The sequence below is a fragment of the Cutibacterium nasicola genome, assembly GCF_052654715.2.
Genome location: NZ_CP199745.2, coordinates 1,899,685 through 1,922,884 on the forward strand (window position 1 = coordinate 1,899,685; position 23,200 = coordinate 1,922,884).

Here is a 23,200-nt window from a genome sequence, read left to right on the forward strand (position 1 = left end):
ATTTATCGAAAGGGGCCACACACATGACTTTCAACGTTGGTGAAACCGTTGTCTACCCAAATCATGGCGCTGCTGTGATCGAAGACATCGAGACTCGCACTATCAAGGGAGAGGAAAAGCTCTACCTCGTTCTGAGAATTCTTGGGCAGAACGATTTGGTTGTGCGAGTGCCAGCCAGCAACCTCGACCTTGTCGGCGTTCGTGACGTCGTTGACGACGAGGGCCTCGAGAAGGTTTTCGAGGTTCTTCGCAAGACCAACGTCGAGGAGCCGTCCAACTGGTCTCGTCGCTACAAGGCCAACCTCGAGAAGCTCCACTCCGGCAACGTCCTGAAGGTCGCCGAGGTTGTTCGCGACCTGTGGCGCCGGGAGCGCGACCGCGGCCTGTCGGCCGGCGAGAAGCGAATGCTCTCCAAGGCTCGCCAGATACTGGTCTCCGAACTCGCCCTCGCCAAGAAGGTGGAGGACGACAAGGCCGAGGAGATGCTCGACGAGATTCTCGCCTCCTGAGGCTGTTCACCCTGATTGTGTGACGGGGGTTCACCACATTTGTTTTGTGGTGAACCCCCGTTACTTGTGCCCGATATTGTGTCACGGGCTTATGACGACTTCAGCGTGTCTGCAATCTCGTCTGCCAACTGGCCTTCATCAACACCGGTGAGGAATGCAACGCCACGGAACATCTTGACATTCTCATTGGGCTGCTTCACTGCAGTCGTTGAGACGATTGCGTCAGGGCTGAATTCCTCGACGACTCGCGGCACTTCTGCAACGCGGCAGTGCTCCATCTTGGCGTTGACTCCGCGCTCACGCAATAGCCGCTGAAGCTTGTTGGCGACCTGCACCGACGTCGCGATACCAGTGCCACAGCAGACGAGAACCTTCTTCTCGATCATGGTGACCACCCCTCCTCAGGGAAACCTCGTCGCCCTTGGATGTGGTCCACCAAGGGGTTCCTTCATGATGGTAAACGCATCCCGTCCACGCACTTCGATGGGGGGTGGGTCCCCTGGTGACAGCGGGTCTTTGGAAGACTGGGAGGGATGGTACCGTGCCGTCACGGGCACAGCGCCCATCTCAAGGAGGGGTCCGCCATGGCGACTACGTGCAGCACACTGTGGAATGCCGTGGTGCTCCGCGTCGGCAACGGAGCTCAGGACATGCTGAACACTGGCGTCGTCGTCCTGTTCGGCGAACCCGTGCCTGATGCCCTGTCGGACATCTGCGTGCTCCACAACCGCGGTGGCCGCACCCCCATGCCTCCCAGGCGCGAGATCGTTCCCGGCGACGTCCTCAACGTCGCCGGCACTCGTTTCACGATCGATGAGGTCGGGCAGTCAGCCACCTCGAACCTCGGCGACCTTGGCCACGTCGTGTTGTACTTCAACTCCCCCAACCAGTCCCTGCTCGCAGGGGCCATCAAGGTTTCCGGGCCTCAGCCGCAGTTGCCTGACCAGGGCGCGATCCTCACGATCGAGCCTGCCGAGTGACGAGGGCTGATGCGATTGCTGCCACCCCTTCACCACGTCCGGTGAATCCGAGATGATCGGTCGTCGTCGCAGACACTGACACGGGGGCACCCACCGTCTTCGCCAGCGTGGCTTCCGCCTCAGCCCGGCGCGCCGCCATGCGCGGGCGTTGTCCCACGATCTGCACCGCGGCGTTCTGGATCGTCCATCCGTCGGCGGTGACGAGTTCAATCACGCGGCCAAGCAGAACCACTCCGGCAGCTCCGGCCCATCGCGGATCCGAGGTTCCGAAGACGGAGCCAACATCCCCCAGTCCGGTAGCCGACAGCAGGGCGTCACACATGGCGTGGCAGGCGACGTCACCGTCAGAATGACCGGCCAGGCCGACCGTCTCGTCAGGGAAGTGAAGGCCAGCAACGTGCATCGGCACGCCGTCGCTCAGCTGATGGACGTCGGTCCCGATCCCGGTCCGAATTTCCATCACTCCTTGCCCCCGTGGCCCAACTTGTCGACGACATTGCTCGGGGTGACCGCCCGCAACATCCGACCGACGCGACGACCAGAATGGTGACCGGCCCCAGCCGCAGCCTTGGCCAGGACCTCGGCGATGTCGAGATCGACCGGTTCAGTGATCTTGAGCGCCATCCGCGAGCCCTCCACCAGGGTGGCTCGGTGACCGTACCGCTCACAGCAGGAAATGTCATCGGTCACCGCCCCACCTTCAATCAACAGTTGCTCATGACACTCGGTGATGACGGCCCGGTTGAACCCCTGTGGGGTCTGGACTGCCCGCAGGGTGGACCGGTCAATGACCGACGACGTATCCCCGTCAACTTGGCGGATGGTATCGACCACATCGATGACAGGAGTCACTGCAACAGCGCCGTTCTCGACTTTCGCGATGACGTTCTCAACAACGTACGCAGGCACCAATGGCCGCACCGCGTCATGGATGAGCACCGTCGTGGCTGCGCCCAAACGATGATGCTTCGCAACGAACCTCAGGCCGTTACGAACCGACTCCTGACGCGTATCCCCTCCAGTCACGAAGTGAACCGGGATGGGAGACGCAGCCAATGCCAGCTGCAGATGATTGTGCATCCCTTCCTTCACCACCACGACGGCCTCATCGCAACCTCCAGCGGCCAGGGACTCCACCGCAACCGCGACAACGGCCTTCCCGGTCAACGAGGTGACTTGCTTGGGGACAGGACCACCGAACCGTGTTCCCAGACCGGCTGCAACGACAACCGCCACTCGTGGGTGCGTAGCGGTGACGGATTGTGTAGGTGTCATGGATCGAACAATAGCGGTCGCGACGACCGGGAAGGGTGGCGGTCGCGACGTCACCGGATCAGATGTGTGACCTTCTCGGACCACCAACGCACGCGAGTTCTCCGCCCGACCCACAGTACGGGATCATCACCATCTGTTGCGCAACCTCTTGCACCTTGGATCCGAGCATGTCAAAATTGCCATATAGCAACTTTGCCCACTGTAACTGCAACTTTATGCACCAACGGAGGCGCGTCATGATCCGACAGGCACCTTTCCTCATCATCAACCCCAAGGCATACCTCTTCGGCGACGAGATGCTTCGCATGGCGATGTTGGCAGACGAACTGTCAGCCACCCACGGTGTTGACATCATGGTGACCGCCCAGCACACCGACCTCCGTCTTATCGCCGAGAAGACGAACCACATCATCGTGGCAGCCCAACACATGGACCCGATCACGCCGGGCCGGGGAATGGGACATGTCCTTCCCGAGTCCTTGGTGGCAGCAGGTGCCAAGGCGGTCGTACTGAATCACGCTGAGCATCCGCTGACCCTGGCGGACCTGGATGCCAGTATCACGCGCGCCCGCGAAGTCGGGCTTCTCACGGTTGTCTGCGCAGACACCCTCGTGCAGTGTCGCGTCGTCGCAGAAATGGGCCCCGACGTCATGATCTGTGAACCCACTGCGCAGATCGGTAAAGGCGCACTTACGGCAGACGACTACATCGCAGACTCGACTCTCGCAGTCAAGAAGGTCAATCCATCCATCATGGTTCTCCAGGGCGCTGGAGTTTCTTCCGGGCACGATGTCGCCCGAGTGCTGTCACTGGGCGCAGATGCATCGGGCGGAACGTCGGGAATCGTCTGCGCACCCGATTGGCGAGAACGCATCACCGACATGCTCATCCCGCTCAAGGCCGAGAAGAACCGTCGCAACAGCTGATCCACACCTTCACAACTAGAAAGGCACCATCATGACAGTCCACACAGACACCATCCAGGTCCGTTCCAAGGCCGGACGCCCGACCTACTTCGAGATCACCAATGACGTCCGCAGGATCATCACCGAGTCGGGCATCAAGAACGGCATCTGCACCGTTGCATCGACCCACACGACGTGCTCGGTCTTCTTCGAGGAGTACTGCCACGACGTCGACTTCGCGGGCGACGAGTACCTCCAGGCCGACCTCAACGAGGGGCTGGACAAAATCTTCCCCCGGTGCATGACGAACAACCAGTATTACCATCCTGGTCCAGCCCACGTGGAGGCCGTCGAGGCGATGACCGATGCCGGCCATGCCACCGGTGACACCATTCTCGTCCCGGACCTCGGGAGCCTCCTCAACACCGAGGCACACCTGCGAGGAACCCTCATCGGCGCGTCGCAGACCTTCGTCATCGAGGATGGCGAGCCCCAGATCGGCGCCGTCGGTTACATCTACTTCGTGGACTGGGACCCCAACCGGGAGCGTGATCGCAAGGTCAAGGTGGCCGTGATCGGGGAGTGACACCATGCTCGTCGAACTGTCAGAGGCCCTGACGTGGGCCGAACAGCACCACCTCGCTGTCGCAGCGGTGAACACACCCATCTTCGAGTCGCTCACCGCGGCGATACGCGTCGCCGAACGCCACGACACCCCGATCATCCTCGCCCACGCGCAAAGTCACGAGGGCATCAACCGGATCGAGGACATCGGCCCAGCCATGGTCGCACTGGCCCGACGGTCCAGTGTGCCCTGCGTGGTCCACGTCGACCACGGTGAAGACCTCGACTACCTCCAGAAGGGACTCGACGTCGGCTTCAACTCATTCATGCTGGACGGGTCCCGTCTCTCGTTCGAGGAAAACATCGCGATCACCAGCGCAGCCGTAGAACTTGTGGGCCCGCACGGTGTGGAGGGTGAACTCGGAGTCATGACGGGCAATGAGAACGGCGACCCCAGCCAAGGGGTGGCGGACTCCGCACTCTTCACCGACCCTGCGGTAGCCGGCGAATTCGTGAAGCGCACCGGGGTCACCGCCCTCGCAGCGGCCTTCGGCACAGTTCACGGCCTGTACCACCGCGAACCCCACCTGAACCTCGATCTCATCACACAACTTCGTGAGACCACGGGCGTCCCGATCGTCATGCACGGCGGGTCGGGCCTGTCGATCGAGGAGTACCAGCAGTCGATCCGGCACGGTGTTCGCAAGATCAACTACTACACGTACTCGGTCAAGGCAGCCTTGGATGCCACGAGGACGATGCTCACAGACGATCCGGAGGTCCTCGTCTTCTCCGACGTCGCCGCCCGTGCGTCCCATGCGATCGAGAAGGACGTCGAGGCGTTCGCCACCGCCCTGACCGCGAGCTGAGGCCATTCACCGTACGTGGGTCGGTGCCCTGATGGGTTCCGGCCCACGCTCACGTCCTGGTGTGGTCAGGTCGACAGGACCACATCCGCAAGCTGCTCGTCGACGACGACCGACTGCACAATCCCGGACCGCAGGACCCCGGCAACGCCTCGTGACTTCTCGGCGCCCGCAGCAATCCCGATGACCTCTGGTATGTCCCGCAACTCGTCGAGAGTCAGGCCGATGAGGTGGTCGTCGACCGACGTGCGGACCGCCTCGCCGTCATCATTGAGTGTTCGTCCGCACACGTCGCCAGCTATTCCAGCGGCCCTCACCTCGGCCATCTCTGCCGGTGACAGCACGGCAGCCAGTGACAGCGTCGCCGACCAGTGAACACCCATGCTGCCGATACCGACAACAGCAAGTTCACACGACGCCGCGTCACGCAGGGCCTCCAACACAATCGGCTCGGCCAGCATGGCCGCACAGACCTGCGCCGACGAAACGATGACCGGGGCGTCGATCCGGTGGGCCTTACCACCGCAGCGTCGGGCCAGGGCCTGCACCGAGGCGTTCCCCGAGACGTCAGAGTCCTTGACTGACATGCCACCGGAAAGCGGGTAAATGTCCAACGGGGTCATGGAGCGTGGCCGCTCGAAGCAGTGGGCGAAGGCGCTGACCGTCCGGCCCCAACTGAGCCCGATTGAACTGACCTGGGAAAGCCGTCCGTTGACGACCTCCGCGGCGAGCCGAGCCACGAGATCCATCGGAGCGACCCCGGGACGGTGGGCTGCGACGTACGCCGACTCCAGGCAGAAGCGGGCTGCGAGGGCCTCCTCGAGGTCCTCCCTACGGCCCACTCCCTCACGAGGGTCGTTGATCGCGACTGTCACCAGACCGGTCTCACGGGCCTGGTTGAGCATTCGGGACACCGACGAGGTGGAGATTCCCAGTGTCTTGGCGATACGGGACTGGTTGATACCGTCGAGGTAGTACATCTTGGCAACCTCGACGAGGGTACCCAGGTCACGCCTGCCAGCCATGGTTTCTCCCGTCACTCATCATCGCCCTCTTGTTGTGACTGGAGAATAGCCCCTCCCCCATCACGAGGTGCCCCATACCTCCCTGGAGATCTCGTTCGTCAGTCGAACAGCCGCCAACCACCCTGCCTACGATCTTCGTGCCCCATCGTCATCACTCGGGTCATCGACTCCCAGACCTCTTCCAGGCTGATGTCATCGGGGGGCGTGACAACGCATGGAGAGCATTCCTGAGCTCTTTCGCTCCCAGCCGCTCAAGGGCGGGGCAGGGGCCGACTCTCCCCTGCCCCGCCAGCCAGACCGCTGGTCAGCCGATCGTGCCGTTGTCCAACAGGGCGTCCTGCAGACGGCGCATTGCCACGATGGGACGGGTCTCGTCGATCTCAACGTCGTCCTCGGTCAGGATCGTTCCAGCCGGAACGTCACGCTTGAGCACACATCCGGCCACGACACCAATCGGGACCGCGTGCTTGTCCCGCGCATCCGCTGCGTCGATCGTCCACCCATGGACGTGGTGCCCACCGATACCTTCCAGCGTCGTACCGGCCTTGAGATCGGTCTTGGCCCGGGCCGTGACCTCGGAGGTCCACGTCTTTGACTGGAACGACGCGCTGCGATCCAGCACGGCCTCGCCGATGGACAGGTCGGCCTCGATCGACGCGAGGTGGAACGGACGATAAAGGGCGAAGTACGGGCCGTCGCCGAGGTGGAGGTACTGCAGCTCCTCGGTGACCACGGGGCTGTCGGACCTCACGATGGCGAATACTCCGGGAGCGACGTTACCGGTAACGTACTCGACGACCTTCTCCTTGCCTTCGATGATGCCCCCATCCTTCGCCGGGACGAGCTTCTTGGTGAGGTCGTCGACGTCACACTCAATTCCATGCATGCCCGGTACCTCGACCTTGTAGCCCGAGGCATTGGATAGAGCGCACATCTCGATCTGTGTCTTGGTGCCGTCAGTGAACGAACACAGCATCTTTGGGTTCATCTTCTTGTCATGTGCCTCGGCCATGACATCCTCGGGTACGTCGGTGGGACGGTTCGGGTTGTTCTTGCCCTTGCCAGCGGCGACAACGTCCAGACCTAGATCCTCGGCGTACTCGATGAGCTTGACGCACTCGATCGGCTCGTCACCTCGGCAGACCGTGTACACCGAGTTCCCGGAGTTGGCCATCGAGGACAGCAGCAGGCCGACAGTGACGTCCGCCTCGACGGTCATCAGTCCGACGTCCTTGCCGTTGACGATGGAGGCGTAGGCGATCTGAGCTGCGACCTCCGGGATTCCGGAGACCTCGAGCACGAAGTCGATTGGCAACTTCGGCATGGTGAGACCGTCGTCAATGGCGACCGACCTGCCCTCCTCGATGAGCCGGGCGGCCTCTTCGACATCTTGGGCGAAGACGACGTCATCGCACCCTGCATCCTTGAGGGCTCCTGTCGCTCGGTCGACGTCGATGTCCGCCACCGCGACGACCTCCATGCCCTTGGCTAGGTGGACCTGCGCAATGAGACCTCGCCCCATCTGCCCGGCTCCGACGATACCGACCCTCACCGGTCGTCCCAGCTTGGCCTGCCTGTCCAGCAGTCTTGTGGTGTATCCCATAACTATCTTCCTCTCCGAACAAGGTGTGTTGATGACGGATGTGTGTGGTGCGTCGGTGTCTCAAGCCACGACGGGGACCGAAATGCGTTGGATCATCTTGGGCGACGAGGTGCCAGCGACGTTGTCGAACTGCTCGGTCGCCTGAGCCAGGGCTCGCCTCACCTGCTTGTCACGTGTCCTCGTGGCGATGTCGTCAAGTGGTCCCAGGAGCTGGTCCACTCCTCGCAGTCGCGCCAGCACCGTCGATCCCGACATGACCTTGGCCGAGACGACACGCTTGGTAGCCCGCTCCACGACGAGTAGGACGATGGCTCCACGCAGCCTTCCCCTGCCCCTCCCGGTCACGAGGACGTGATCCCCAGTTGAGTACTCGGCGGCGGCACGTCGGACCGCCCGTTGGAAAGTACGTGATTGATGCACCGACATCACGCCGCAGAGCACGAGTGCGACACCCAGGAACAGTGCGAACTGCCATTCCACGGTCGTCACCTCACCCACGCACGAAAGCGATCGGGTTGCCCACAGACATCGTGGGCAGCTCCGGGCCCGAGGCCTTGACGGCTCCAGGCAACAGGGGCTGATCCGGACTGTTGACGTAGACGACGACGTGTCCCAAGCTCGCCAAGTTCGGATTGGCCTCCGACCCGACCTCGTCGATCACGTACTCGGCGGCCCCGAGCCTGACCCGGTCACCGGGGACCACATCCTCCGATGGTGGCACCGCCCGGTCACCCCCCAGGCCATGCACCAGGCTCACCTCTGCGAGCTCATCAGGGACCGGCGATCCGAACAGGATGACGACTCCTGCTTCCAGCATCTCGGCCGCATCAGCGCCGATACTGTCGACGGTCGAGTTCCACAGCGTTGTCGACATGATTGACCTCCTTGTCATCGTTGGTGTTGTCAGGATTGGCGTTGGTCGTTCTGGCCGCCTCAGATGAGGAAGCTGACGACATATGCCAGGGCGACCGCCACGGGTGAAGTGATGAGCCGGGAGAACAGGACCGCCGGGACACCGACGTCGACGGTTTCCGTCTGCGCCTCTCCCAGTCCCAGACCGACCGGGACGAAGTCGCATCCGACCTGGCCGTCGATCGCGAAGAGCGTCGGCAGCGCATACTGAACTGGCAGGGCTCCTTGCGCGATCTGCGTCCCCATGAGGACGCCGATGATCTGGGCGATGGCTGCTCCCGGCCCAAGGAATGGTGACAGGAACGGCAGGGCCGTGATGAGTCCCAGGAGGATCAGGCCCAAAGGATTCGCCGCGAGCGGTGAGACGCCCCGGGCAATCCAGTTCGCCAGCCCGGTGTAGTTGACGAACCCGATGAGGAGCGCCACGTAACAGATGAAGGGCAACACTGTGTTGAGGCACAGTTTGATGGACTCGCGACCGGAGTTGAGGAGGGTCGTGATGATGCTTCCGATGGCGGTGCCAAAGCGAACCACCCACGCAGAGAACCCCTTTTTCTTGGGCGTCGCCTCGGCGCTGGGCCCTCCACTCGTCCGCGTCGTGGTGTCCGCGGCGACAGCGGTGGAGGCCGCTGCCGTGGCTCCCTTCTCGGTCGACTCCTCGTGACTGTTGACAACGGACGTCGGATCGATGGGCTGAACCTGGTTGAGCCCGACTGCCGACACGAAGATGTCCTCGGTCATGAACGTGGCCAGTGGCCCACCTGGGGACCCGGCAAAGACATTGACGGTCGGGATCCGCTTCTTGGGGTATATCCCCGACCTTGCGGTGCCACCACAGTTGATGACGGCGCACATGATGCGATCCTCTGGCACCGACGTGTTGAAGCCGTTGATGGCCTCCGCGCCGGTGAGTTCAGCGATCTTGCGGGCCACCGGGTGGATCTCACCACCGGTCACGGACAGCACGACACTGCGCTCACCGTTGACCTGGAGTGTCAGTCCGGGACCCCAACCTCCCGGTCCCTTGTTGACACGGACAGCCCGTTCGGTACTCATGCCGGGCTCCCCTCAGGGCCCTGGACGTGGCCAGCTGCGTATTCGACGTCATATCGCTTGAACGTCTCGGTGTGACCACCTCTCTTGATGAGAATGTTGGTGATCCATTGGGTAACCATTCCGCGGATGCAGATGACCACAAGACCAACGAGGAAGTAAAGGGCTGCCAGGCGCGCGTAGGCGCCGTTGTCCACCTTCATGACTCCAGCGGCAACTCCTGTCCAGACAAAGAGTTCTCCGCCGTTTGCATGCGGGAAGAATGCTGTTACTGGATGCACGAATGACACGGTGGCGTCGTAGTACGCAGGCTTGTACCGCTCTGGAAGAAAGCGCCCAAACGTGTAACACATTGGATTGGTCAGCATGATCGTCGCGATCAGGGGAATGATCGTGTACCGCGTCACGGCATGTTTGTCGGCCCACTGGACCGCATGGGTGACTCTCTCCTCACCAATCCACGTTGTCACCGCATACATGAACGTGAGCAGGACAAGGAGCAACGGAATGATCCCCGTGGCCATGTCCACGAAGCTCTTTGCCGACGCGTTGAACAGACCTATGAAGTGAGTGGCAGCCCAAGTGATGCCCTTCATTACCGGATTGGATCCAGCATCTAATGGCACCAACAGGGCACCGTGCGCGAGTGCACCAGCCCCTGCCGTCGTTACCATCTGGAGACTCCTTCGTCTCAAGGAACTGCAATAATTTGCAGTTCTACCGGTTCGTTTTGCATTACTGCCATCGTGCCACAGCGCACAAGCTCGAGCAATACCTTTCGAGATAAATTGCGCAATTTTACCCGGGCGAGATGCAGGTTCGCCGATCACGGCGTCAGCCATCTCGTCACAACTCCCGCACACACGCGCCGAGGGCGGCTTAAAATGCGTTCCTGTCGTCGGCTATCGTCGACCCTGACGTTTCACCCCACCAAGGAGGCACACCATGCCGAGTCGCACCACCACCATTGCAGCCGCGAGTGGCCTGCATGCCCGTCCCGCCGCCATGTTCGTTCAGGCCGCCTCGAAGTCTGGCCTGGCCGTCAAGATCGGCCGTCCTGGCGAAGAACCAGTGGATGCTCGCTCGATCCTGTCCGTGATGGGTCTTGGCGCCAAGCACGGCGAGACCGTCGAGCTCACCGCTGAGGGAGACAACGCCGATGAGGTGCTCGACGCCCTCGTCGCCAACCTGCAGACCGACCCGGAGGCCTGATACCCATGCGGACCCTCTTGGGGCTCGGGGTCTCGGCCGGAGTCGGACAGGCACATGCCCTTCTCGTCTCCCCCGCCCCCGGACTGCCCGCTTCTGATCCCAGCCAGGGCGCCGAGGCCGACATGGCCCGAATCGAATCGGCGCTGAACAAGGTCGCCGATCGGCTCGACGAACGCTCCCTGCACGCCGATCCGTCGGCTCTGGCCGTGTTGCAGGCCACCGCGATGATGGCCCGTGATCCGGGACTGCTCACCGGCATCAGGTCCCACTTGGCCGATGGCCATGGCCCGGCCCATGCTCTGTGGGCAGCCTTCGATGACTTCTGTGCCCAGCTGAGTGCTGCCGGCGGCTACCTCGCCGAGCGCGTCACCGACCTGCGCAACGTCCGAGACCGCGCCGTCGCGGTCATGCAAGGTTTGCCTGAGCCCGGCGTTCCGTCCTTTGACTCACCCGTGATCCTCGTCGCCGAGGACCTCGCCCCGGCTGACACCGCGACCCTCAATCCTGAGTTAGTCCGCGGTCTCATCACTGCCGCTGGCGGGCCGACGAGCCACACCGCGATCCTGGCCTCCCAGATCGGCATCCCAGCCGTCGTCCGCTGCAGCGATGCTCGCGAGATCGAGGACGGCACCCCGCTGGCCCTCGACGGAGTCACCGGAACCGTCCTTGTCGAGCCCGATGAAACCGCCGTCGCCGAGCTGACCTCACGGGCGAATCGTCGCGCTGAGATACTTGCATCCGCTCCTGAGGGCGACGCCACGCTATCCGACGGTGAGCGCGTCCTGGTCCTGGCCAACATCGGCAACCCGTCCGATGCCCCCACGGCAAAGAAGAAGGGCGCCGAAGGAGTCGGCCTGTTCCGCACCGAGTTCCTCTTCCTGGATCGCCAGGACGCCCCGACCATCGACGAGCAGACGGAGGCCTACGCCACCGTGCTCAACACCTTTGTAGAGGGAGCCAAGGTCGTCTTCCGCACCCTCGACGCTGGTGCCGACAAGCCGCTGGCCTTTGCCGACCTCGGCCCGGAGGAGAACCCGGCCCTGGGGCGCCGAGGACTGCGTCTGTCCCAGGTGCGCACAGACCTCATCGACGCACAGCTCGAGGCTCTGGCCAAGGCTGCTGAGCAGACCGGTCGTGATCCCTACGTCATGGCTCCGATGGTCGCCACCAAGGCTGAGGCCGAGTGGTTCTCCTCGCGTGCCCGCGCCGCTGGGATCAAGACGGTCGGCATCATGGTCGAGGTGCCCTCGACGGCCCTGCGTTCGGCCCAGGTACTGGAGTCGGTGGACTTCGCGTCCATCGGCACCAACGACCTCACCCAGTACGCCATGGCCGCCGACCGTCTGCAGGGCGAGCTGGCCGAGCTCCTGACGCCGTGGCAGCCTGCCGTCATCCAATTGGTCAAGGCCACCTGTGATGGAGCGGACGGGCGTCTCATCGGAGTATGTGGTGAGGCTGCCGGTGATCCACTGCTGGCCCTGGTTCTCGTCGGCGTCGGCGTACGTTCGCTGTCAATGGCTGCCGGCAAGATCACTGCCGTCAAGGCCACCTTGTCGCGCCACAACCTGGATCAGTGCCACCAGATCGCCGAGGCCGCGCTGGCTGCCTCCAGCCCCGAGGAGGCCCGCGAGGCCGCTCTGGCGTTGGCGGACACAAGTGTCGAGGTTCTCGTCAGCTGACGTCACCGTCATCCTTGTGAAAGCCCCTGTCTCGTCGGGCAGGGGCTTTCACATGCCCTTGACCTGCAGGACAATGGGGCCATGACAAAGACTGCAGTGGTCACAGGAGCAAGTTCGGGAATCGGCGCGGCCACGGCACGCGCCTTGGCCAAGGATGGCTGGCATGTCATCTGTGCGGCTCGCCGCGTCGAACGCATCGAGGCCCTTGCCTCTGAGATCGACGGGCAGGCCGTGGTCTGCGATGTCACCAGCGACGAGTCGGTCGCCCATCTCGTCGAGACCATTGGCGGCAAGCTTGACCTTCTCGTCAACAATGCCGGAGGCGCCGTCGGACAGGAGCCGGTCACCGAGGCCGACCTCGACGCCTGGACGACGATGTACCACACCAATGTGCTGGGCATGGGACGGGTCACCAAAGCCCTTCTGCCAGCTCTTGAGGTCGCCGAGGGAACCATCGTCACGATTACGTCCACCGCTGCCGAGTGGGGCTACGAGGGTGGTGCCGGATACTGCGCCGCGAAGTCCGGCGAGCGTGCCGTCGTCGAGGCACTGCGCCTGGAGCTGTGTGGCCATCCGGTACGGGTCTGCGAGGTGAGCCCCGGCATGGTGCACACCGAGGAGTTCTCCCTCGTCCGTTTCCACGGCGACCAGGCCAAGGCAGACAACGTCTACCAGGGAGTTGACTCTCCCCTGGCAGCCGAGGACATTGCCGAGTGTGTGCGATGGATTTCCGGACTCCCCGGCCACGTCAACATCGACCGCATGATTGTCCGGCCCCGCGCTCAGGCTGCCCAGTACAAGGTGGCCCGCGAGTCGTGATCCGAGGGACCCGCTACTCCAGCTGCAGGGATCAGTCCAGCTGCTGGACCTGGGCGGGTAGATGAATGCTCTCGTCGGGCTCGGCCGTCTCGTCAACGCCTCGCGAGGACACCTTGTCGAAGAGGATCTTGATCGTCTGGATCATGATCTTGATGTCAAGGACGAGCGAGTACTGCTTGATGTAGATGAGGTCGAAGTTGAGCTTGGCTGCGAAGTCCGAGGCGTACTTGCCGTAGACCTGCGCGTAACCCGTGATGCCGGCACGCACGTTGTGGCGCAGCTTGTAGTGGGCGTTCTGTTCCTGGAACTGATCAACGAAGAAGGGACGCTCCGGGCGCGGCCCCACAATCGACATGTCGCCGATGAGCACGTTGATGAGCTGCGGGATCTCGTCGATACGCAGGCTGCGCAGGTACCTGCCGACCGGGGTGACGCGCGGGTCATTGGAGGTGGCCAGCATCGGGCCGGATTCCTTCTCAGCCGTCACTCCCATGGAGCGGAACTTGAGGATCTTGAATTCCTTGCCGTCCTTGGTGATACGGGTCTGACGGTAGAACACCGGGCCGGGAGAGCTGGCCTTCACCAGGATCGCAGTGATGAGCATGATGGGCGAGAGGATCACCAGGGCAATCAACGACAGCACAATGTCGGAAACCCTCTTGACGATATCCATTTCTGCTGGAATCTTGAAAGGACTGGCAGCAATGATCGTCTCATCCTCAATCGACATGATTGTCGGATTAATGAGCACCATATGCTCAAACGAGGTCGACATGAAGATTTCTTTGTCCTCACTCAGCAATAAGTCATAAATAGCGACTCGCTCGGACGCAGGAATGTCATCGGAGACATGGGCGGTGTCGAATTCATCAATGTGAGCCCGAATCTGCTCCAGGTAGTGACCACGCACCACATGGGTGAGGCGATGGCGGGTGGCCTTGTTGGCCATGTAGTTCATGACGGCCCGATTGAGCATTGCCGGAGGACCGAGCAGCATCACTCGTTTGGCCCCTCGCAGGCGACGATAGGCAACGAACTCGATACTGCGCCAGATGAGCAGCAGAATTATCCCGACCAGCAGGTTGATGAGGAGGACCGAGCGCGGGAAGGCAAACCAGCGTCCGAAAAATGTCAGCGCCATGATGACGATCGTCACCATGACCTGGTCCACGACGGTGATGATCCCGATGTCAAGGAGCGTCTTGTTGTACAAGACATAAACGCCTGACAGAACGTTGATAATGAGGAACGCGATGACCGACGCCATCAACGCGGCTTTTCCGTCGTCCAGATTTCTCTGCGGAATGACCATTCCGAAACGCATCCAGAACGACAGGAATATTCCAGCCACAAAGACGATGACATCGACAAGGACCGTCACAAATTTCTGGGTGCGGTTGAAATAATCCTTTTTCACGTATTTCCTCCTCGGCCCTGCTGATCACAGGGGCACAGGCTCACACTATCGGGCGAACATGCAAGCCGACCTCCGGGTCGACCAGCGGTTCCTGAGCAGCAGCGATCCCGTCAATCTCCAAATCCAGGTTCACGTCGACCCCGCGACGCACCAGGGCAAGGCCGATGGGGCCGTCGACATGGTGAGTCGCAGACGATCCCATGACGCCGACACGACGCCCACCTGCGTGGACCTCAGAACTGACGGTCGGCAGCTCAGCGCCGGACCCGTCGAGCTGCAGCAAGGTCAGCCGACGCGGCGGACGTCCCAGGTTGTGCACCCGGGCGACGGTCTCCTGACCGCGGTAGCACCCCTTGTCGAGGTGGGTGCCGTACAGGCCGATCTCGTTGGGGATGGTGCGTTCGTCCGTGTCGATGCCAATGCGGGGAATCCCGGCGGCGATGCGCAGCGCCTCCCATGCCTGCACCCCGACCTGGTCGACGGCATCAGGGACGGGACGACCGACCAGGGCGATGGCCTCGTGTCCCTTGGCCACCTCGGAATCGAGGATGACGGCATCCGTCGGCGTCGCAACCCTCGCCCCGAGCCAGCGAACGGTCATGTCCGGTCGCAGCGCCACCTCGACGCGCATCATGAAACGCATCGAGTCCAGCCAGGCGACGAGGTCGGCTCCCCGTCCCGGTTCGGTCCAGCCCCAGAAGGTCTCGCCGTCGTCGACACCGTGTATGACGTGCTCGACGTGGCCGTTCGGGGAGAGCACCAGACTCGTCGTCGTGCGACCTGGCGCCAGGCCGTCGAGGTGTTGAGAGGTCAAGGAGTGCAACCATCCCAGTCGGTCAGCACCGGTGACCGTGAAGACCTCGCGGTTGGACAGTGCCAACCATCCGCCGCCGTCGCTCATCAGACGCTGCTCAGCGACCGGATTGGCGACGTGCGAGACCAGACCAACGTCGGGGCCGTCGGTCAGCAACACGGGACCAGCCATGTCAGGCCCTCTTGAGGCGAGCCCACATGTAGGGCTGCAGCGGGGCTTCCGTGGTCGCACGATCGAAGGTCCACAGCAGGTCTCCCTCGACCTGGCCGTAGAGACGCTGACCACCGGTATAGGGCACCAGGGCGTCCTCTGTGCGGGCGACGGCATCGGTGACGAGCTCGATCTTGGCTCCATCGATGTTTCCTGTCCAGACCTCGACCCAGCCCTCCGGGGCAGCCATCAGGACGTCGATCTTGCGCGTGTCGACATTGGGACGCCAGAAACCGGTCTCCATACGCAGCGGAGCAGCCGGGGTGCCGTCGGGGTTCGTGGTGAAGGTCTGGCAGATGTAGTGCAGGTAATCCCCACCGTTCTCCGTGAAGTCGACCTGGCACCCGAAGCTGAACTCACCGTCCTCGGGGGTGTTGCCGTGTCCTTCACCTTCCCAATGGCCAATCATCCAGGCCAAGGGCATGAGATCACGATTCAGGTCGTCAGGAATCTGGAAGGGCATGGGTCCTCGTGTCGGGTAGCAGTTTCGTCAGGTACTGGGAGTGGCGGATTCAACCGCGCCAGGCTGCCATAAGAACTCGCGTCACAGCAACGAGCGGCACCACAGCGCCTATCACAGCGACGGTCACCAGAACCACGAGATCAGCCACAGCCACACCCTGATTCTACGAGGTTTGCTGCGTAGACTCGATTTCCGTGCGAGTCGTCATCCAGAGAGCAAGCAGTGCGGAGGTTCTCGTCGAAGGTCACACGGTCGGTACCCTGGCGAGTCCCGGACTCGTCGTGCTGGTGGGAGCGACCGGTAACGACACCGCTGCCGACGCCGAGAAACTCGCTGAGAAGATCTGGGGCCTGCGCATCCTTGACGACGAGAGGTCAGCCAGCGACATCGACGCCCCGGTCCTTGTCGTCAGCCAGTTCACCCTTTACGCACGCACACGAAAGGGCCGCCGACCGTCGTGGAGCGACGCCGCGCCCGGACCCGTCTCGAAGCCTCTTGTCGACCACTTCGTTTCCCACCTGCGTGGGTTGGGAGCGCATGTCGAGACCGGTGTCTTCGGCACTGACATGAAGGTCAGCCTGGTCAACGACGGCCCGATGACGATCCTCATCGACACCGACGACTGGCGCTGATGAGTGTCGCTGGGCCCGCCCGTCAGTCCTCCCCATAAATCTGAATCGAGGATATGAGGACGGAGTCGCGCGTTGGCTCTCCGAGCAGCCCCGGCTCGGTTGTGGCAATGATGGTCAATGTGATGTCCCCCTTGACGGTGTGTGGGGAGATCATGACCTTTTGGATCGACTCGTCGTCATCGGTGAAGTCCTGGTTGAACCACGTGCCGTCCGGCAACGTCCAGCGCATCGTCCGCACCCGTCGATACTGCGGATACAGGTGGACGTCGCCGTAGACCTTGGCATAGCCATTGATCAATCCGACCCCGACGATCCGGGAACGCCGCGGCATGGTCAGGGTGATCTGTTGACCTTCGCCGGATCCGTTGCATCGCCAGGCCGTCTGCGGTTCGTCGTCAACCAAGAACTCGGAGTCGTACCTCACCAGGTGATGCTCGGAGTCGACGGCCGGATCGGACACACACGAGGCCGTCGCCTTGAGACCACGAATGGGCTTGCCCGCGCCCTGGTAAGGCATCGCTTCCGAGACCGTCGACGCAGGCGAGACCGGGATCGGCGCCGTCTTGACCGCGTCAGTATCGTCGCGGGACTGGGTGATGAAGGTGCCCAGTACCAAACCGACGACGAGGGCTGCCGCGACCATCAGTGTCCAGACGGGGAATCGATGTCGCCGGACAGCTGCGGTCGCCCCGGTGACGTGGGGGTGACCGATGACGACGCTTGGTCCGGTGTCGTCGCTGACGACACGGATCGACCCATTTGTCGTCGTGCTGACAGAACTGTCCCCTGTGTCAGAGTGCCGGGGGGCTGAATCGGACGACTCGGACGACGGTTCGGACTCGTCCGCACGACGAGGCTCATCCGGCCCGGAATCCTCCTCGTCCGGACGGAACCACTCGTCAGGCATCCTCGTCACTCCAGCCATGGTAGTGCTGACATCATGAGAAGGCCCAGATGGTCGTGGGATGATGGGGCCATCACGGCTCTGGCATTTAGACGACATGGAGGGCATCCAGATGGCACGACTGTCCCTGCTGGGCCCCCTGGACGCTCCTCTTCCCCAGGCCCTGGAACTCCTTCCACACAGCATCACCCGCTACGACGACCTACAGGAATGCCTGTCCCACCTCGAGGGAGTCGACATCGTCCTGGTCGACTGCCATGACGAACCTGCCGAGGCCCGGGAGGCGTGCCTTCGGCTGTCATCTCATGAGAGACGAGTTCCTATCCTGTTGCTGACCAGCCCGGACACCCTGTCAGTCATCAGTCCCGACTGGGGGATGGACGATTTCCTATGTGACTCGGCCACCCCACTCGAGGTGGAGACCCGACTGCGCTGCCTGTTCACCGTCCAGGTGACCAACCTGCTTGTCGTAGGACCGTTCACCGTTGACGAGGACGGTTACACCGCGACCGTCGGTGGCAAGGACCTTGACCTCACCTATACCGAGTTCGAGCTCTTGAAATACCTCGTCAGCCACCCCGGGAGAGTGCTCACTCGCGACATCTTGCTGTCGGACGTGTGGGGATACGACTACTACGGCGGCACCCGAACCGTTGACGTACACATCCGTCGTCTGCGAGCCAAGGTTGGCCCCGAGTACGAGGGGCACATCCAGACGGTGCGATCTGTGGGGTACCGATTCCAGGCTGAACGCTGAGTTCGTTCACACAATTCTCCGAGCGGACGTCGGGTTGCACCCGTTGTGAACAGCTACCGTCAGATAGATTGTGTCCTGCTACGCCCACCACGTCGCGGGCGGACAGATCTCCAAGGAGTGTGTCCATGGCCAAGAAGTCCAACCCCGGAGTTTCCCCAACTCCTTCCGACGAGCTGCCAGAGGATCGCTACAGCGATCGCGAACTGTCATGGCTCGCCTTCAACGAGCGGGTGCTGGATCTTGCCCGAGATGCCGAGCGCATTCCACTGTTGGAACGGGCGAAGTTCCTGGCCATTTTCTCATCCAATCTTGACGAATTCTTCATGGTGCGCGTCGCCGGACTCAAACGTCGTATCGACGCCGGGGTCGCCGTCCCGTCGGTTGCCGGTCTACTGCCCCGCGAGGTCCATGACGCGATCCTCGCTCGGACCCGCGAGCTTGTCGCTGAGCAGTCCCGCGTCTTCGCCGAGGAGGTCCGTCCCGGCCTGGCCGCCGAGGGCATCGAGATTCTGCGCTGGTCGGAGCTGACCGACGACGAGAAGGGCCGGATGCGTACCCTCTTCTCGGAGCGGATCTTCCCGATCCTCACCCCGCTGGCCGTCGATCCCTCACACCCCTTCCCCTACATCCGCGGCCTGTCGATCAACCTGGCCGTCATGCTGGCCAACCCCATCACCGGGGCCGAGCAGTTCGCCCGGGTCAAGGTGCCGTCGGTGCTGCCGCGTCTGGTCAACCTCGGCAAAGGACGATTCCTTCCCCTTGAGGAGATCATCAGCCGTCACCTGGACCAGTTGTTCACCGGCATGCATGTGCTGCAGCACACCACCTTCCGCGTCACCCGCAATGAGGACCTCGAGGTCGAGGAGGACGACGCCGAGAACCTGCTCTTCGCCCTCGAGAAGGAGTTGCTGCGTCGCAAGGTGGGGCGTCCCCCAGTACGCCTCGAGGTGCAGGACGACATCAGCGACGAGATGCTCGCCCTGCTCACCCGTGAGCTCGACATCAAGGACAAGGAGGTCTTCCGACTTCCTGCTCCGCTCGACCTCACCGGTCTGTTCTCCCTTGCTGACGTCGACCGTGACGACCTGTCCTACCCGAACTTCCTGCCCATCACCCATCCGCACCTGGCCGAGGTCGAAACGGCTCGTCCGGCAGACATGTTCGCCGCAATTCGTCGTCGGGACGTCCTGGTGCATCATCCGTACGACTCCTTCGCCACCAGCGTGCAGAGGTTCATCGAGCAGGCCGCCCACGATCCCCAGGTGTTGGCCATCAAGCAGACCCTGTACCGCACCTCTGGCGACTCCCCGATCATCGATGCCCTCGTTGACGCCGCTGAGGCCGGCAAGCAGGTGTTGGCCGTCGTGGAGATCAAGGCCAGGTTCGACGAACAGGCCAACATCACCTGGGCGCGGGTCCTGGAACGCGCCGGAGTCCACGTCGTCTACGGCATGGTCGGCCTCAAGACCCATTGCAAGCTGGCCCTGGCCATCCGTGACGAGGGTGAGGGTCTGCGTCGTTACGCCCACATCGGCACTGGCAACTACAACCCCAAGACCGCTCGTCAGTACGAGGACCTGGGCCTGCTGACGTCCAATCCGATCATCACCGAGGACGTCGCAAGGCTCTTCAACCACTTGTCCGGGATGACCGCCGAGAAGCAGTACCGCCGACTGCTGGCGGCCCCCGAGGGCATTCGAAGCGGCATCATTGACGCCATTGAGCATGAGATCGAGAGCAAGAAGGCTGGTCTGCCAGCGGGCGTGAGGATCAAGGTCAACTCGATTGTCGACGAGCGCGTCATTGACGCCCTCTACCGGGCCTCTCGCGCCGGAGTGCCAGTGGACCTGTGGGTGCGCGGCATCTGCGCCATCCGCCCCGGGGTGCCCGGTTTGAGCGAGAACATTCGCGTCATCTCGGTGTTGGGACGGTTCCTCGAGCACTCCCGCATCTTCTGGTTCGCCAACGGTGGTCGTCCGATGGTTGCCATTGGATCAGCCGACCTCATGCACCGCAACCTCGACCGCCGTGTGGAGGCCCTCGTCGGGCTGTCGAACAAGCAACACGTGGCCGAGGTCGAGGAGTTGTTCGAGATGGCCTTCGACGCGGGGACGGTGTCCTGGCACCTGCACGACCGCACCTGGACCGAGGTCTCCCGCGGCCCCGACGGAAAGGTGTTGACCGACCTTCAGGAAGAACTCATTCGACGAACCCGTGACAGGAGGCGATGAGCCGAGATGGGAGGACACAAGGGCCCTGTCCAGGCTGCTGGTGCCGTCGTGTTTCGCGACATTGACGGCACCGAGGGCACCCGTGAGGTCCTCGTCGTTCATCGTCCCGCCTATGACGACCTCTCCCTGCCCAAGGGGAAGGTCGAGCGGGGAGAGGATCTCCCCGTCACCGCTGTCCGTGAGGTCGCCGAGGAAACCGGGATCAACATTCGGTTGTCGGCGCCTTTGCAACCCACCGAATACACCGTCAAGTCCTCCACCGCCGGCGGCAAGCCGAAGTCGTGGGCGAAGGTGGTGTCGTGGTGGCTCGGGGTTGCTGTCGGCGGATCAATCGAGGAGGCGACGGCCAGCCCGGAAGAGATCGACGGCGCATTGTGGATGCCCACCGACCAGGCTCTGGAGGCACTCAGCTATCCCACCGACGTCCAGGTCCTCGAGGAGGCCCTGGAGCTACCGCCGACGTCGACCGTCGTCCTGGTACGTCATGGCAAGGCCGTCTCGCGCAAGGAATGGGGCTCTCGCAAGAAGAAGGCCAAGGACGCCAGGCGTCCGCTGGAAAGGCGTGGACGTCGTCAGGCCAAGGCGTTGATTGACCTGCTCGGCGCGTTCGGGGTGTCTCGTCTTGCCAGCTCGTCGTCCACCCGATGCATGCAAACTCTCAAGCCGTACGCCGAGAGCATTGGGGCCGACATCGTCGCGATCGACGCGCTGAGCGAGGAGGCTCACGAGGCCAATCCCGCCAAGACCGTGTCCGCCATGAGGAAGATTGCCGGTCGCGCCCTCTCCGACCCCTCACATCCCATCGCGGTGTGCGGTCACAGGCCAGTTCTGCCGACCATGCGGGACGCTCTCAGCGGGGCGAATCACCCGATGTCGACCGCGGAATGCCTGATCGTTCACCTGGACGAGGCCGGACACACCATCCGCCAGGAGTGGTACCGCTCAAAGTACTGACACAGGAGGTCACATTCGGGCCCTGAGGGACTTTCTTCAATCAGGATGTCGCCGGTATTCACCTTGGGTTCACCTTGACGCGGTTGTTGCGACATGTTCAAACCCTAGCGTCAGCCCTGTACCAAGGACCGCAACGGCGGCTCCAGGAGATCACTCGAAAAGGATGTGCCGTGACGAATCGTCTCGCCAAGATCACTGCCCTGGCTGCTATCAGCGCCATCTCCCTCACCGCTTGTGGCGCCAACGGCGACAAGGGCTCCAGCTCCGCCTCGTCGTCCGAGGCCACTTCGGCTGCCGCCAGCTCGGCGACCAGCGCTGACACCCAGTCCAGCGGCTCCTCGGCTGATGCCGCCTCGTTCAAGCCGGCCTGCCCTGGTGGCAACATCTCCGGTGCTGGCTCCTCGGCCCAGCTGAACGCCATCAACCAGGTCGTCTCTGACTACAAGGCTGCGTGCTCCTCGGCCACCATCAACTACTCTCCCACCGGCTCCGGCGCTGGTGTGAAGTCCTTCATCGGCAAACAGACCGACTGGGCGGGCTCCGACTCCGTCCTCAACAAGGACAAGGGCGAGCCCGACAAGACCAAGCAGCGCTGCAATGCCGATCCGTGGCACCTCCCGATGGCTGCCGGCCCGATCGCCGTGGTATACAACGTCGACGGCGTCAAGGATCTGACCCTCTCGACCCCGACCCTCGCCAGAATCTTCTCCGGCGCCATCAAGAAGTGGGATGACCCGGCCATCAAGAAGGAGAATCCCTCCGCCAAGCTGCCGTCCTCCCAGATCGAGGTCTTCTACCGCAAGGACGAGTCGGGCACCACCGACAATTTCACCAAGTTCCTCAACAAAGCCGCCGGTGACATCTGGACCGAGAAGCACTCCAAGACGTGGAAGGGCACTGGCAAGGGTGCTGACAAGTCGGCCGGCATCGCTCAGGCCGTCAAGAGCACCAAGAACTCGATCTCCTACGACGAGTGGTCCTACGCCACCAAGAACAGCCTTGACATGGCTGCCATCGACAACGGCAACGGCCCGGTCAAACTGACCGGCGAGTCCGCTGGTAAGGCCGTCTCGGCCGCCAAGGTGGTGGGTCAGGGCAACGACCTGCAGCTCGAACTCCAGTACAAGGACACCCCGGCTGGCGTGTACCCCGCGGTTTTGGTGACCTACGAAATCGCGTGCTCCAAGGGCCAGGATGCCGGCAAGACTGCCCTCCTGAAGGACTTCCTCTCCTTCTACGCCTCCGAGCAGGAGCAGAAGAAGATCCAGGATCTCGGTTACGCTCCGCTGCCTTCCGATGTTGCCTCGAAGGTGCTGACCGCCGCTCAGGCCCTCTCCTGATCAACTTCGCCCGGGTAATTTGGCCCCGGTGCTCTGGGGCGGGAGGACACGCGACGTCCTCCCGCCCCAACCCACG

General features: G+C 62.7%; 26 protein-coding genes. 13 read left to right on the plus strand and 13 right to left on the minus strand.

What is annotated here, in order from left to right; translation table 11 throughout:
- The first annotated feature begins 23 nt into the window (after positions 1-23).
- The gene (locus ACUCCZ_RS08980; protein WP_435917201.1) at positions 24-509 is read left to right on the plus strand and encodes a CarD family transcriptional regulator; all 486 of its coding nucleotides are present in this window, start codon (positions 24-26) and stop codon (positions 507-509) included.
- Between the two features lie 89 nt (positions 510-598).
- On the opposite strand, the gene ACUCCZ_RS08985 is transcribed toward ACUCCZ_RS08980, so the two are convergent.
- Positions 599-895, minus strand: coding sequence for a PTS sugar transporter subunit IIB (locus tag ACUCCZ_RS08985; RefSeq protein ID WP_435917202.1), 297 nt, complete (start codon positions 893-895; stop codon positions 599-601).
- Between the two features lie 198 nt (positions 896-1,093).
- Here ACUCCZ_RS08985 and ACUCCZ_RS08990 point away from each other — a divergent pair, with 198 nt between their 5' ends.
- The gene (locus ACUCCZ_RS08990) at positions 1,094-1,489 is read left to right on the plus strand and encodes a PTS glucitol/sorbitol transporter subunit IIA (protein WP_435917204.1); all 396 of its coding nucleotides are present in this window, start codon (positions 1,094-1,096) and stop codon (positions 1,487-1,489) included.
- On the opposite strand, the gene ispF is transcribed toward ACUCCZ_RS08990, so the two are convergent.
- Together ispF and ispD are read right to left on the minus strand one after the other, a co-directional pair.
- Positions 1,467-1,949, minus strand: a complete 483-nt coding sequence (gene ispF, locus ACUCCZ_RS08995) for a 2-C-methyl-D-erythritol 2,4-cyclodiphosphate synthase (protein WP_435917205.1) — start codon at positions 1,947-1,949, stop codon at positions 1,467-1,469. The genes ACUCCZ_RS08990 and ispF overlap by 23 nt on opposite strands.
- On the minus strand, positions 1,949-2,764 hold the full coding sequence (gene ispD, locus ACUCCZ_RS09000; RefSeq protein WP_435917206.1) for a 2-C-methyl-D-erythritol 4-phosphate cytidylyltransferase: 816 nt from the start codon (positions 2,762-2,764) through the stop codon (positions 1,949-1,951). The genes ispF and ispD overlap by 1 nt, the downstream gene beginning before the upstream one ends.
- Before the next feature lie 236 nt (positions 2,765-3,000).
- On the opposite strand from ispD, the gene ACUCCZ_RS09005 reads away from it, so the two are divergent.
- From ACUCCZ_RS09005 to ACUCCZ_RS09015, 3 genes are read left to right on the plus strand one after another with little or no spacing between them, the layout of a single operon-like run.
- Positions 3,001-3,690, plus strand: a complete 690-nt coding sequence (locus ACUCCZ_RS09005) for a triose-phosphate isomerase (protein WP_270236765.1) — start codon at positions 3,001-3,003, stop codon at positions 3,688-3,690.
- Between the two features lie 31 nt (positions 3,691-3,721).
- Entirely contained in the window at positions 3,722-4,255 is a 534-nt protein-coding gene (locus ACUCCZ_RS09010; protein ID WP_016666977.1) for a YjbQ family protein, read from the plus strand.
- 4 nt (positions 4,256-4,259) lie between these two features.
- Complete coding sequence (locus tag ACUCCZ_RS09015) at positions 4,260-5,102, plus strand: class II fructose-bisphosphate aldolase (protein ID WP_435917207.1); 843 nt, start codon at positions 4,260-4,262, stop codon at positions 5,100-5,102.
- Positions 5,103-5,167: 65 nt separating this feature from the next.
- Here the strand turns inward: ACUCCZ_RS09015 and ACUCCZ_RS09020 are convergent, their stop codons facing one another.
- From ACUCCZ_RS09020 to srlA, 6 genes are all read right to left on the minus strand, one after another.
- The gene (locus tag ACUCCZ_RS09020; RefSeq protein ID WP_435917208.1) at positions 5,168-6,124 is read right to left on the minus strand and encodes a sugar-binding transcriptional regulator; all 957 of its coding nucleotides are present in this window, start codon (positions 6,122-6,124) and stop codon (positions 5,168-5,170) included.
- 304 nt (positions 6,125-6,428) lie between these two features.
- Positions 6,429-7,727 carry an NAD(P)H-dependent oxidoreductase gene (locus ACUCCZ_RS09025; RefSeq protein ID WP_435917210.1) on the minus strand — a complete coding sequence of 433 codons (1,299 nt, stop codon included), beginning with the start codon at positions 7,725-7,727 and terminating at the stop codon, positions 6,429-6,431.
- Between the two features lie 60 nt (positions 7,728-7,787).
- Entirely contained in the window at positions 7,788-8,216 is a 429-nt protein-coding gene (locus tag ACUCCZ_RS09030) for a transcriptional regulator GutM (protein WP_435917212.1), read from the minus strand.
- A 1-nt stretch (position 8,217) separates the two neighbouring features.
- Positions 8,218-8,601, minus strand: a complete 384-nt coding sequence (locus tag ACUCCZ_RS09035; RefSeq protein WP_016666971.1) for a PTS glucitol/sorbitol transporter subunit IIA — start codon at positions 8,599-8,601, stop codon at positions 8,218-8,220.
- Positions 8,602-8,660: 59 nt separating this feature from the next.
- Complete coding sequence (gene srlE / locus ACUCCZ_RS09040; protein ID WP_435917215.1) at positions 8,661-9,695, minus strand: PTS glucitol/sorbitol transporter subunit IIB; 1,035 nt, start codon at positions 9,693-9,695, stop codon at positions 8,661-8,663.
- Positions 9,692-10,534, minus strand: coding sequence for a PTS glucitol/sorbitol transporter subunit IIC (gene srlA, locus ACUCCZ_RS09045; protein WP_435917216.1), 843 nt, complete (start codon positions 10,532-10,534; stop codon positions 9,692-9,694). The genes srlE and srlA overlap by 4 nt, the downstream gene beginning before the upstream one ends.
- 103 nt (positions 10,535-10,637) lie before the next feature.
- On the opposite strand from srlA, the gene ACUCCZ_RS09050 reads away from it, so the two are divergent.
- The 3 genes from ACUCCZ_RS09050 (at position 10,638) to ACUCCZ_RS09060 (ending at position 13,402) form a co-directional block, all read left to right on the plus strand.
- Complete coding sequence (locus ACUCCZ_RS09050; protein WP_435917217.1) at positions 10,638-10,904, plus strand: HPr family phosphocarrier protein; 267 nt, start codon at positions 10,638-10,640, stop codon at positions 10,902-10,904.
- 5 nt (positions 10,905-10,909) lie between these two features.
- Entirely contained in the window at positions 10,910-12,583 is a 1,674-nt protein-coding gene (ptsP, locus tag ACUCCZ_RS09055; RefSeq protein WP_435917218.1) for a phosphoenolpyruvate--protein phosphotransferase, read from the plus strand.
- A gap of 81 nt (positions 12,584-12,664) precedes the next feature.
- Positions 12,665-13,402, plus strand: coding sequence for an SDR family NAD(P)-dependent oxidoreductase (locus ACUCCZ_RS09060; RefSeq protein ID WP_435917219.1), 738 nt, complete (start codon positions 12,665-12,667; stop codon positions 13,400-13,402).
- 31 nt (positions 13,403-13,433) lie between these two features.
- Here the strand turns inward: ACUCCZ_RS09060 and ACUCCZ_RS09065 are convergent, their stop codons facing one another.
- Genes ACUCCZ_RS09065 through ACUCCZ_RS09075 form a run of 3 tightly spaced genes read right to left on the minus strand, consistent with a single transcriptional unit; the run spans position 13,434 to position 16,306 of the window.
- Positions 13,434-14,819 carry a sugar transferase gene (locus ACUCCZ_RS09065; RefSeq protein ID WP_435917220.1) on the minus strand — a complete coding sequence of 462 codons (1,386 nt, stop codon included), beginning with the start codon at positions 14,817-14,819 and terminating at the stop codon, positions 13,434-13,436.
- A 40-nt stretch (positions 14,820-14,859) separates the two neighbouring features.
- Positions 14,860-15,804, minus strand: a complete 945-nt coding sequence (ygfZ, locus tag ACUCCZ_RS09070) for a CAF17-like 4Fe-4S cluster assembly/insertion protein YgfZ (RefSeq protein WP_435917221.1) — start codon at positions 15,802-15,804, stop codon at positions 14,860-14,862.
- 1 nt (position 15,805) lies between these two features.
- The gene (locus tag ACUCCZ_RS09075; protein WP_435917222.1) at positions 15,806-16,306 is read right to left on the minus strand and encodes a nitrobindin family protein; all 501 of its coding nucleotides are present in this window, start codon (positions 16,304-16,306) and stop codon (positions 15,806-15,808) included.
- Between the two features lie 194 nt (positions 16,307-16,500).
- Between ACUCCZ_RS09075 and dtd the strand changes: the two genes are divergently transcribed.
- On the plus strand, positions 16,501-16,938 hold the full coding sequence (gene dtd, locus ACUCCZ_RS09080) for a D-aminoacyl-tRNA deacylase (RefSeq protein ID WP_435917223.1): 438 nt from the start codon (positions 16,501-16,503) through the stop codon (positions 16,936-16,938).
- Positions 16,939-16,960: 22 nt separating this feature from the next.
- Here the strand turns inward: dtd and ACUCCZ_RS09085 are convergent, their stop codons facing one another.
- Positions 16,961-17,854, minus strand: coding sequence for an NADase-type glycan-binding domain-containing protein (locus tag ACUCCZ_RS09085; RefSeq protein WP_435917224.1), 894 nt, complete (start codon positions 17,852-17,854; stop codon positions 16,961-16,963).
- A gap of 49 nt (positions 17,855-17,903) precedes the next feature.
- On the opposite strand from ACUCCZ_RS09085, the gene ACUCCZ_RS09090 reads away from it, so the two are divergent.
- The 4 genes from ACUCCZ_RS09090 (at position 17,904) to pstS (ending at position 23,124) form a co-directional block, all read left to right on the plus strand.
- Positions 17,904-18,599, plus strand: coding sequence for a winged helix-turn-helix transcriptional regulator (locus tag ACUCCZ_RS09090; protein WP_435917225.1), 696 nt, complete (start codon positions 17,904-17,906; stop codon positions 18,597-18,599).
- 125 nt (positions 18,600-18,724) lie between these two features.
- Complete coding sequence (locus ACUCCZ_RS09095) at positions 18,725-20,830, plus strand: RNA degradosome polyphosphate kinase (protein WP_435917226.1); 2,106 nt, start codon at positions 18,725-18,727, stop codon at positions 20,828-20,830.
- A 6-nt stretch (positions 20,831-20,836) separates the two neighbouring features.
- Positions 20,837-21,784 carry an NUDIX hydrolase gene (locus ACUCCZ_RS09100; RefSeq protein WP_435917227.1) on the plus strand — a complete coding sequence of 316 codons (948 nt, stop codon included), beginning with the start codon at positions 20,837-20,839 and terminating at the stop codon, positions 21,782-21,784.
- 170 nt (positions 21,785-21,954) lie between these two features.
- Positions 21,955-23,124 (plus strand): phosphate ABC transporter substrate-binding protein PstS, encoded by a 1,170-nt coding sequence (gene pstS / locus ACUCCZ_RS09105; protein WP_435917228.1) that lies wholly within the window; start codon positions 21,955-21,957, stop codon positions 23,122-23,124.
- The last annotated feature ends 76 nt before the right edge of the window (positions 23,125-23,200 follow it).

What these genes read in the sequence shown, in the direction of transcription:
- ACUCCZ_RS08980 (WP_435917201.1), top strand. Translation starts at nt 24, where the DNA reads ATGACTTTCAACGTTGGTGAAACCGTTGTCTACCCAAATCATGGCGCT.
- ACUCCZ_RS08985 (WP_435917202.1), bottom strand. Translation starts at nt 895, where the DNA reads ATGATCGAGAAGAAGGTTCTCGTCTGCTGTGGCACTGGTATCGCGACG.
- ACUCCZ_RS08990 (WP_435917204.1), top strand. Translation starts at nt 1,094, where the DNA reads ATGGCGACTACGTGCAGCACACTGTGGAATGCCGTGGTGCTCCGCGTC.
- ispF (WP_435917205.1), bottom strand. Translation starts at nt 1,949, where the DNA reads ATGGAAATTCGGACCGGGATCGGGACCGACGTCCATCAGCTGAGCGAC.
- ispD (WP_435917206.1), bottom strand. Translation starts at nt 2,764, where the DNA reads ATGACACCTACACAATCCGTCACCGCTACGCACCCACGAGTGGCGGTT.
- ACUCCZ_RS09005 (WP_270236765.1), top strand. Translation starts at nt 3,001, where the DNA reads ATGATCCGACAGGCACCTTTCCTCATCATCAACCCCAAGGCATACCTC.
- ACUCCZ_RS09010 (WP_016666977.1), top strand. Translation starts at nt 3,722, where the DNA reads ATGACAGTCCACACAGACACCATCCAGGTCCGTTCCAAGGCCGGACGC.
- ACUCCZ_RS09015 (WP_435917207.1), top strand. Translation starts at nt 4,260, where the DNA reads ATGCTCGTCGAACTGTCAGAGGCCCTGACGTGGGCCGAACAGCACCAC.
- ACUCCZ_RS09020 (WP_435917208.1), bottom strand. Translation starts at nt 6,124, where the DNA reads ATGGCTGGCAGGCGTGACCTGGGTACCCTCGTCGAGGTTGCCAAGATG.
- ACUCCZ_RS09025 (WP_435917210.1), bottom strand. Translation starts at nt 7,727, where the DNA reads ATGGGATACACCACAAGACTGCTGGACAGGCAGGCCAAGCTGGGACGA.
- ACUCCZ_RS09035 (WP_016666971.1), bottom strand. Translation starts at nt 8,601, where the DNA reads ATGTCGACAACGCTGTGGAACTCGACCGTCGACAGTATCGGCGCTGAT.
- srlE (WP_435917215.1), bottom strand. Translation starts at nt 9,695, where the DNA reads ATGAGTACCGAACGGGCTGTCCGTGTCAACAAGGGACCGGGAGGTTGG.
- srlA (WP_435917216.1), bottom strand. Translation starts at nt 10,534, where the DNA reads ATGGCTGACGCCGTGATCGGCGAACCTGCATCTCGCCCGGGTAAAATT.
- ACUCCZ_RS09050 (WP_435917217.1), top strand. Translation starts at nt 10,638, where the DNA reads ATGCCGAGTCGCACCACCACCATTGCAGCCGCGAGTGGCCTGCATGCC.
- ptsP (WP_435917218.1), top strand. Translation starts at nt 10,910, where the DNA reads ATGCGGACCCTCTTGGGGCTCGGGGTCTCGGCCGGAGTCGGACAGGCA.
- ACUCCZ_RS09060 (WP_435917219.1), top strand. Translation starts at nt 12,665, where the DNA reads ATGACAAAGACTGCAGTGGTCACAGGAGCAAGTTCGGGAATCGGCGCG.
- ygfZ (WP_435917221.1), bottom strand. Translation starts at nt 15,804, where the DNA reads ATGGCTGGTCCCGTGTTGCTGACCGACGGCCCCGACGTTGGTCTGGTC.
- ACUCCZ_RS09075 (WP_435917222.1), bottom strand. Translation starts at nt 16,306, where the DNA reads ATGCCCTTCCAGATTCCTGACGACCTGAATCGTGATCTCATGCCCTTG.
- ACUCCZ_RS09090 (WP_435917225.1), top strand. Translation starts at nt 17,904, where the DNA reads ATGATGGGGCCATCACGGCTCTGGCATTTAGACGACATGGAGGGCATC.
- ACUCCZ_RS09095 (WP_435917226.1), top strand. Translation starts at nt 18,725, where the DNA reads ATGGCCAAGAAGTCCAACCCCGGAGTTTCCCCAACTCCTTCCGACGAG.
- ACUCCZ_RS09100 (WP_435917227.1), top strand. Translation starts at nt 20,837, where the DNA reads ATGGGAGGACACAAGGGCCCTGTCCAGGCTGCTGGTGCCGTCGTGTTT.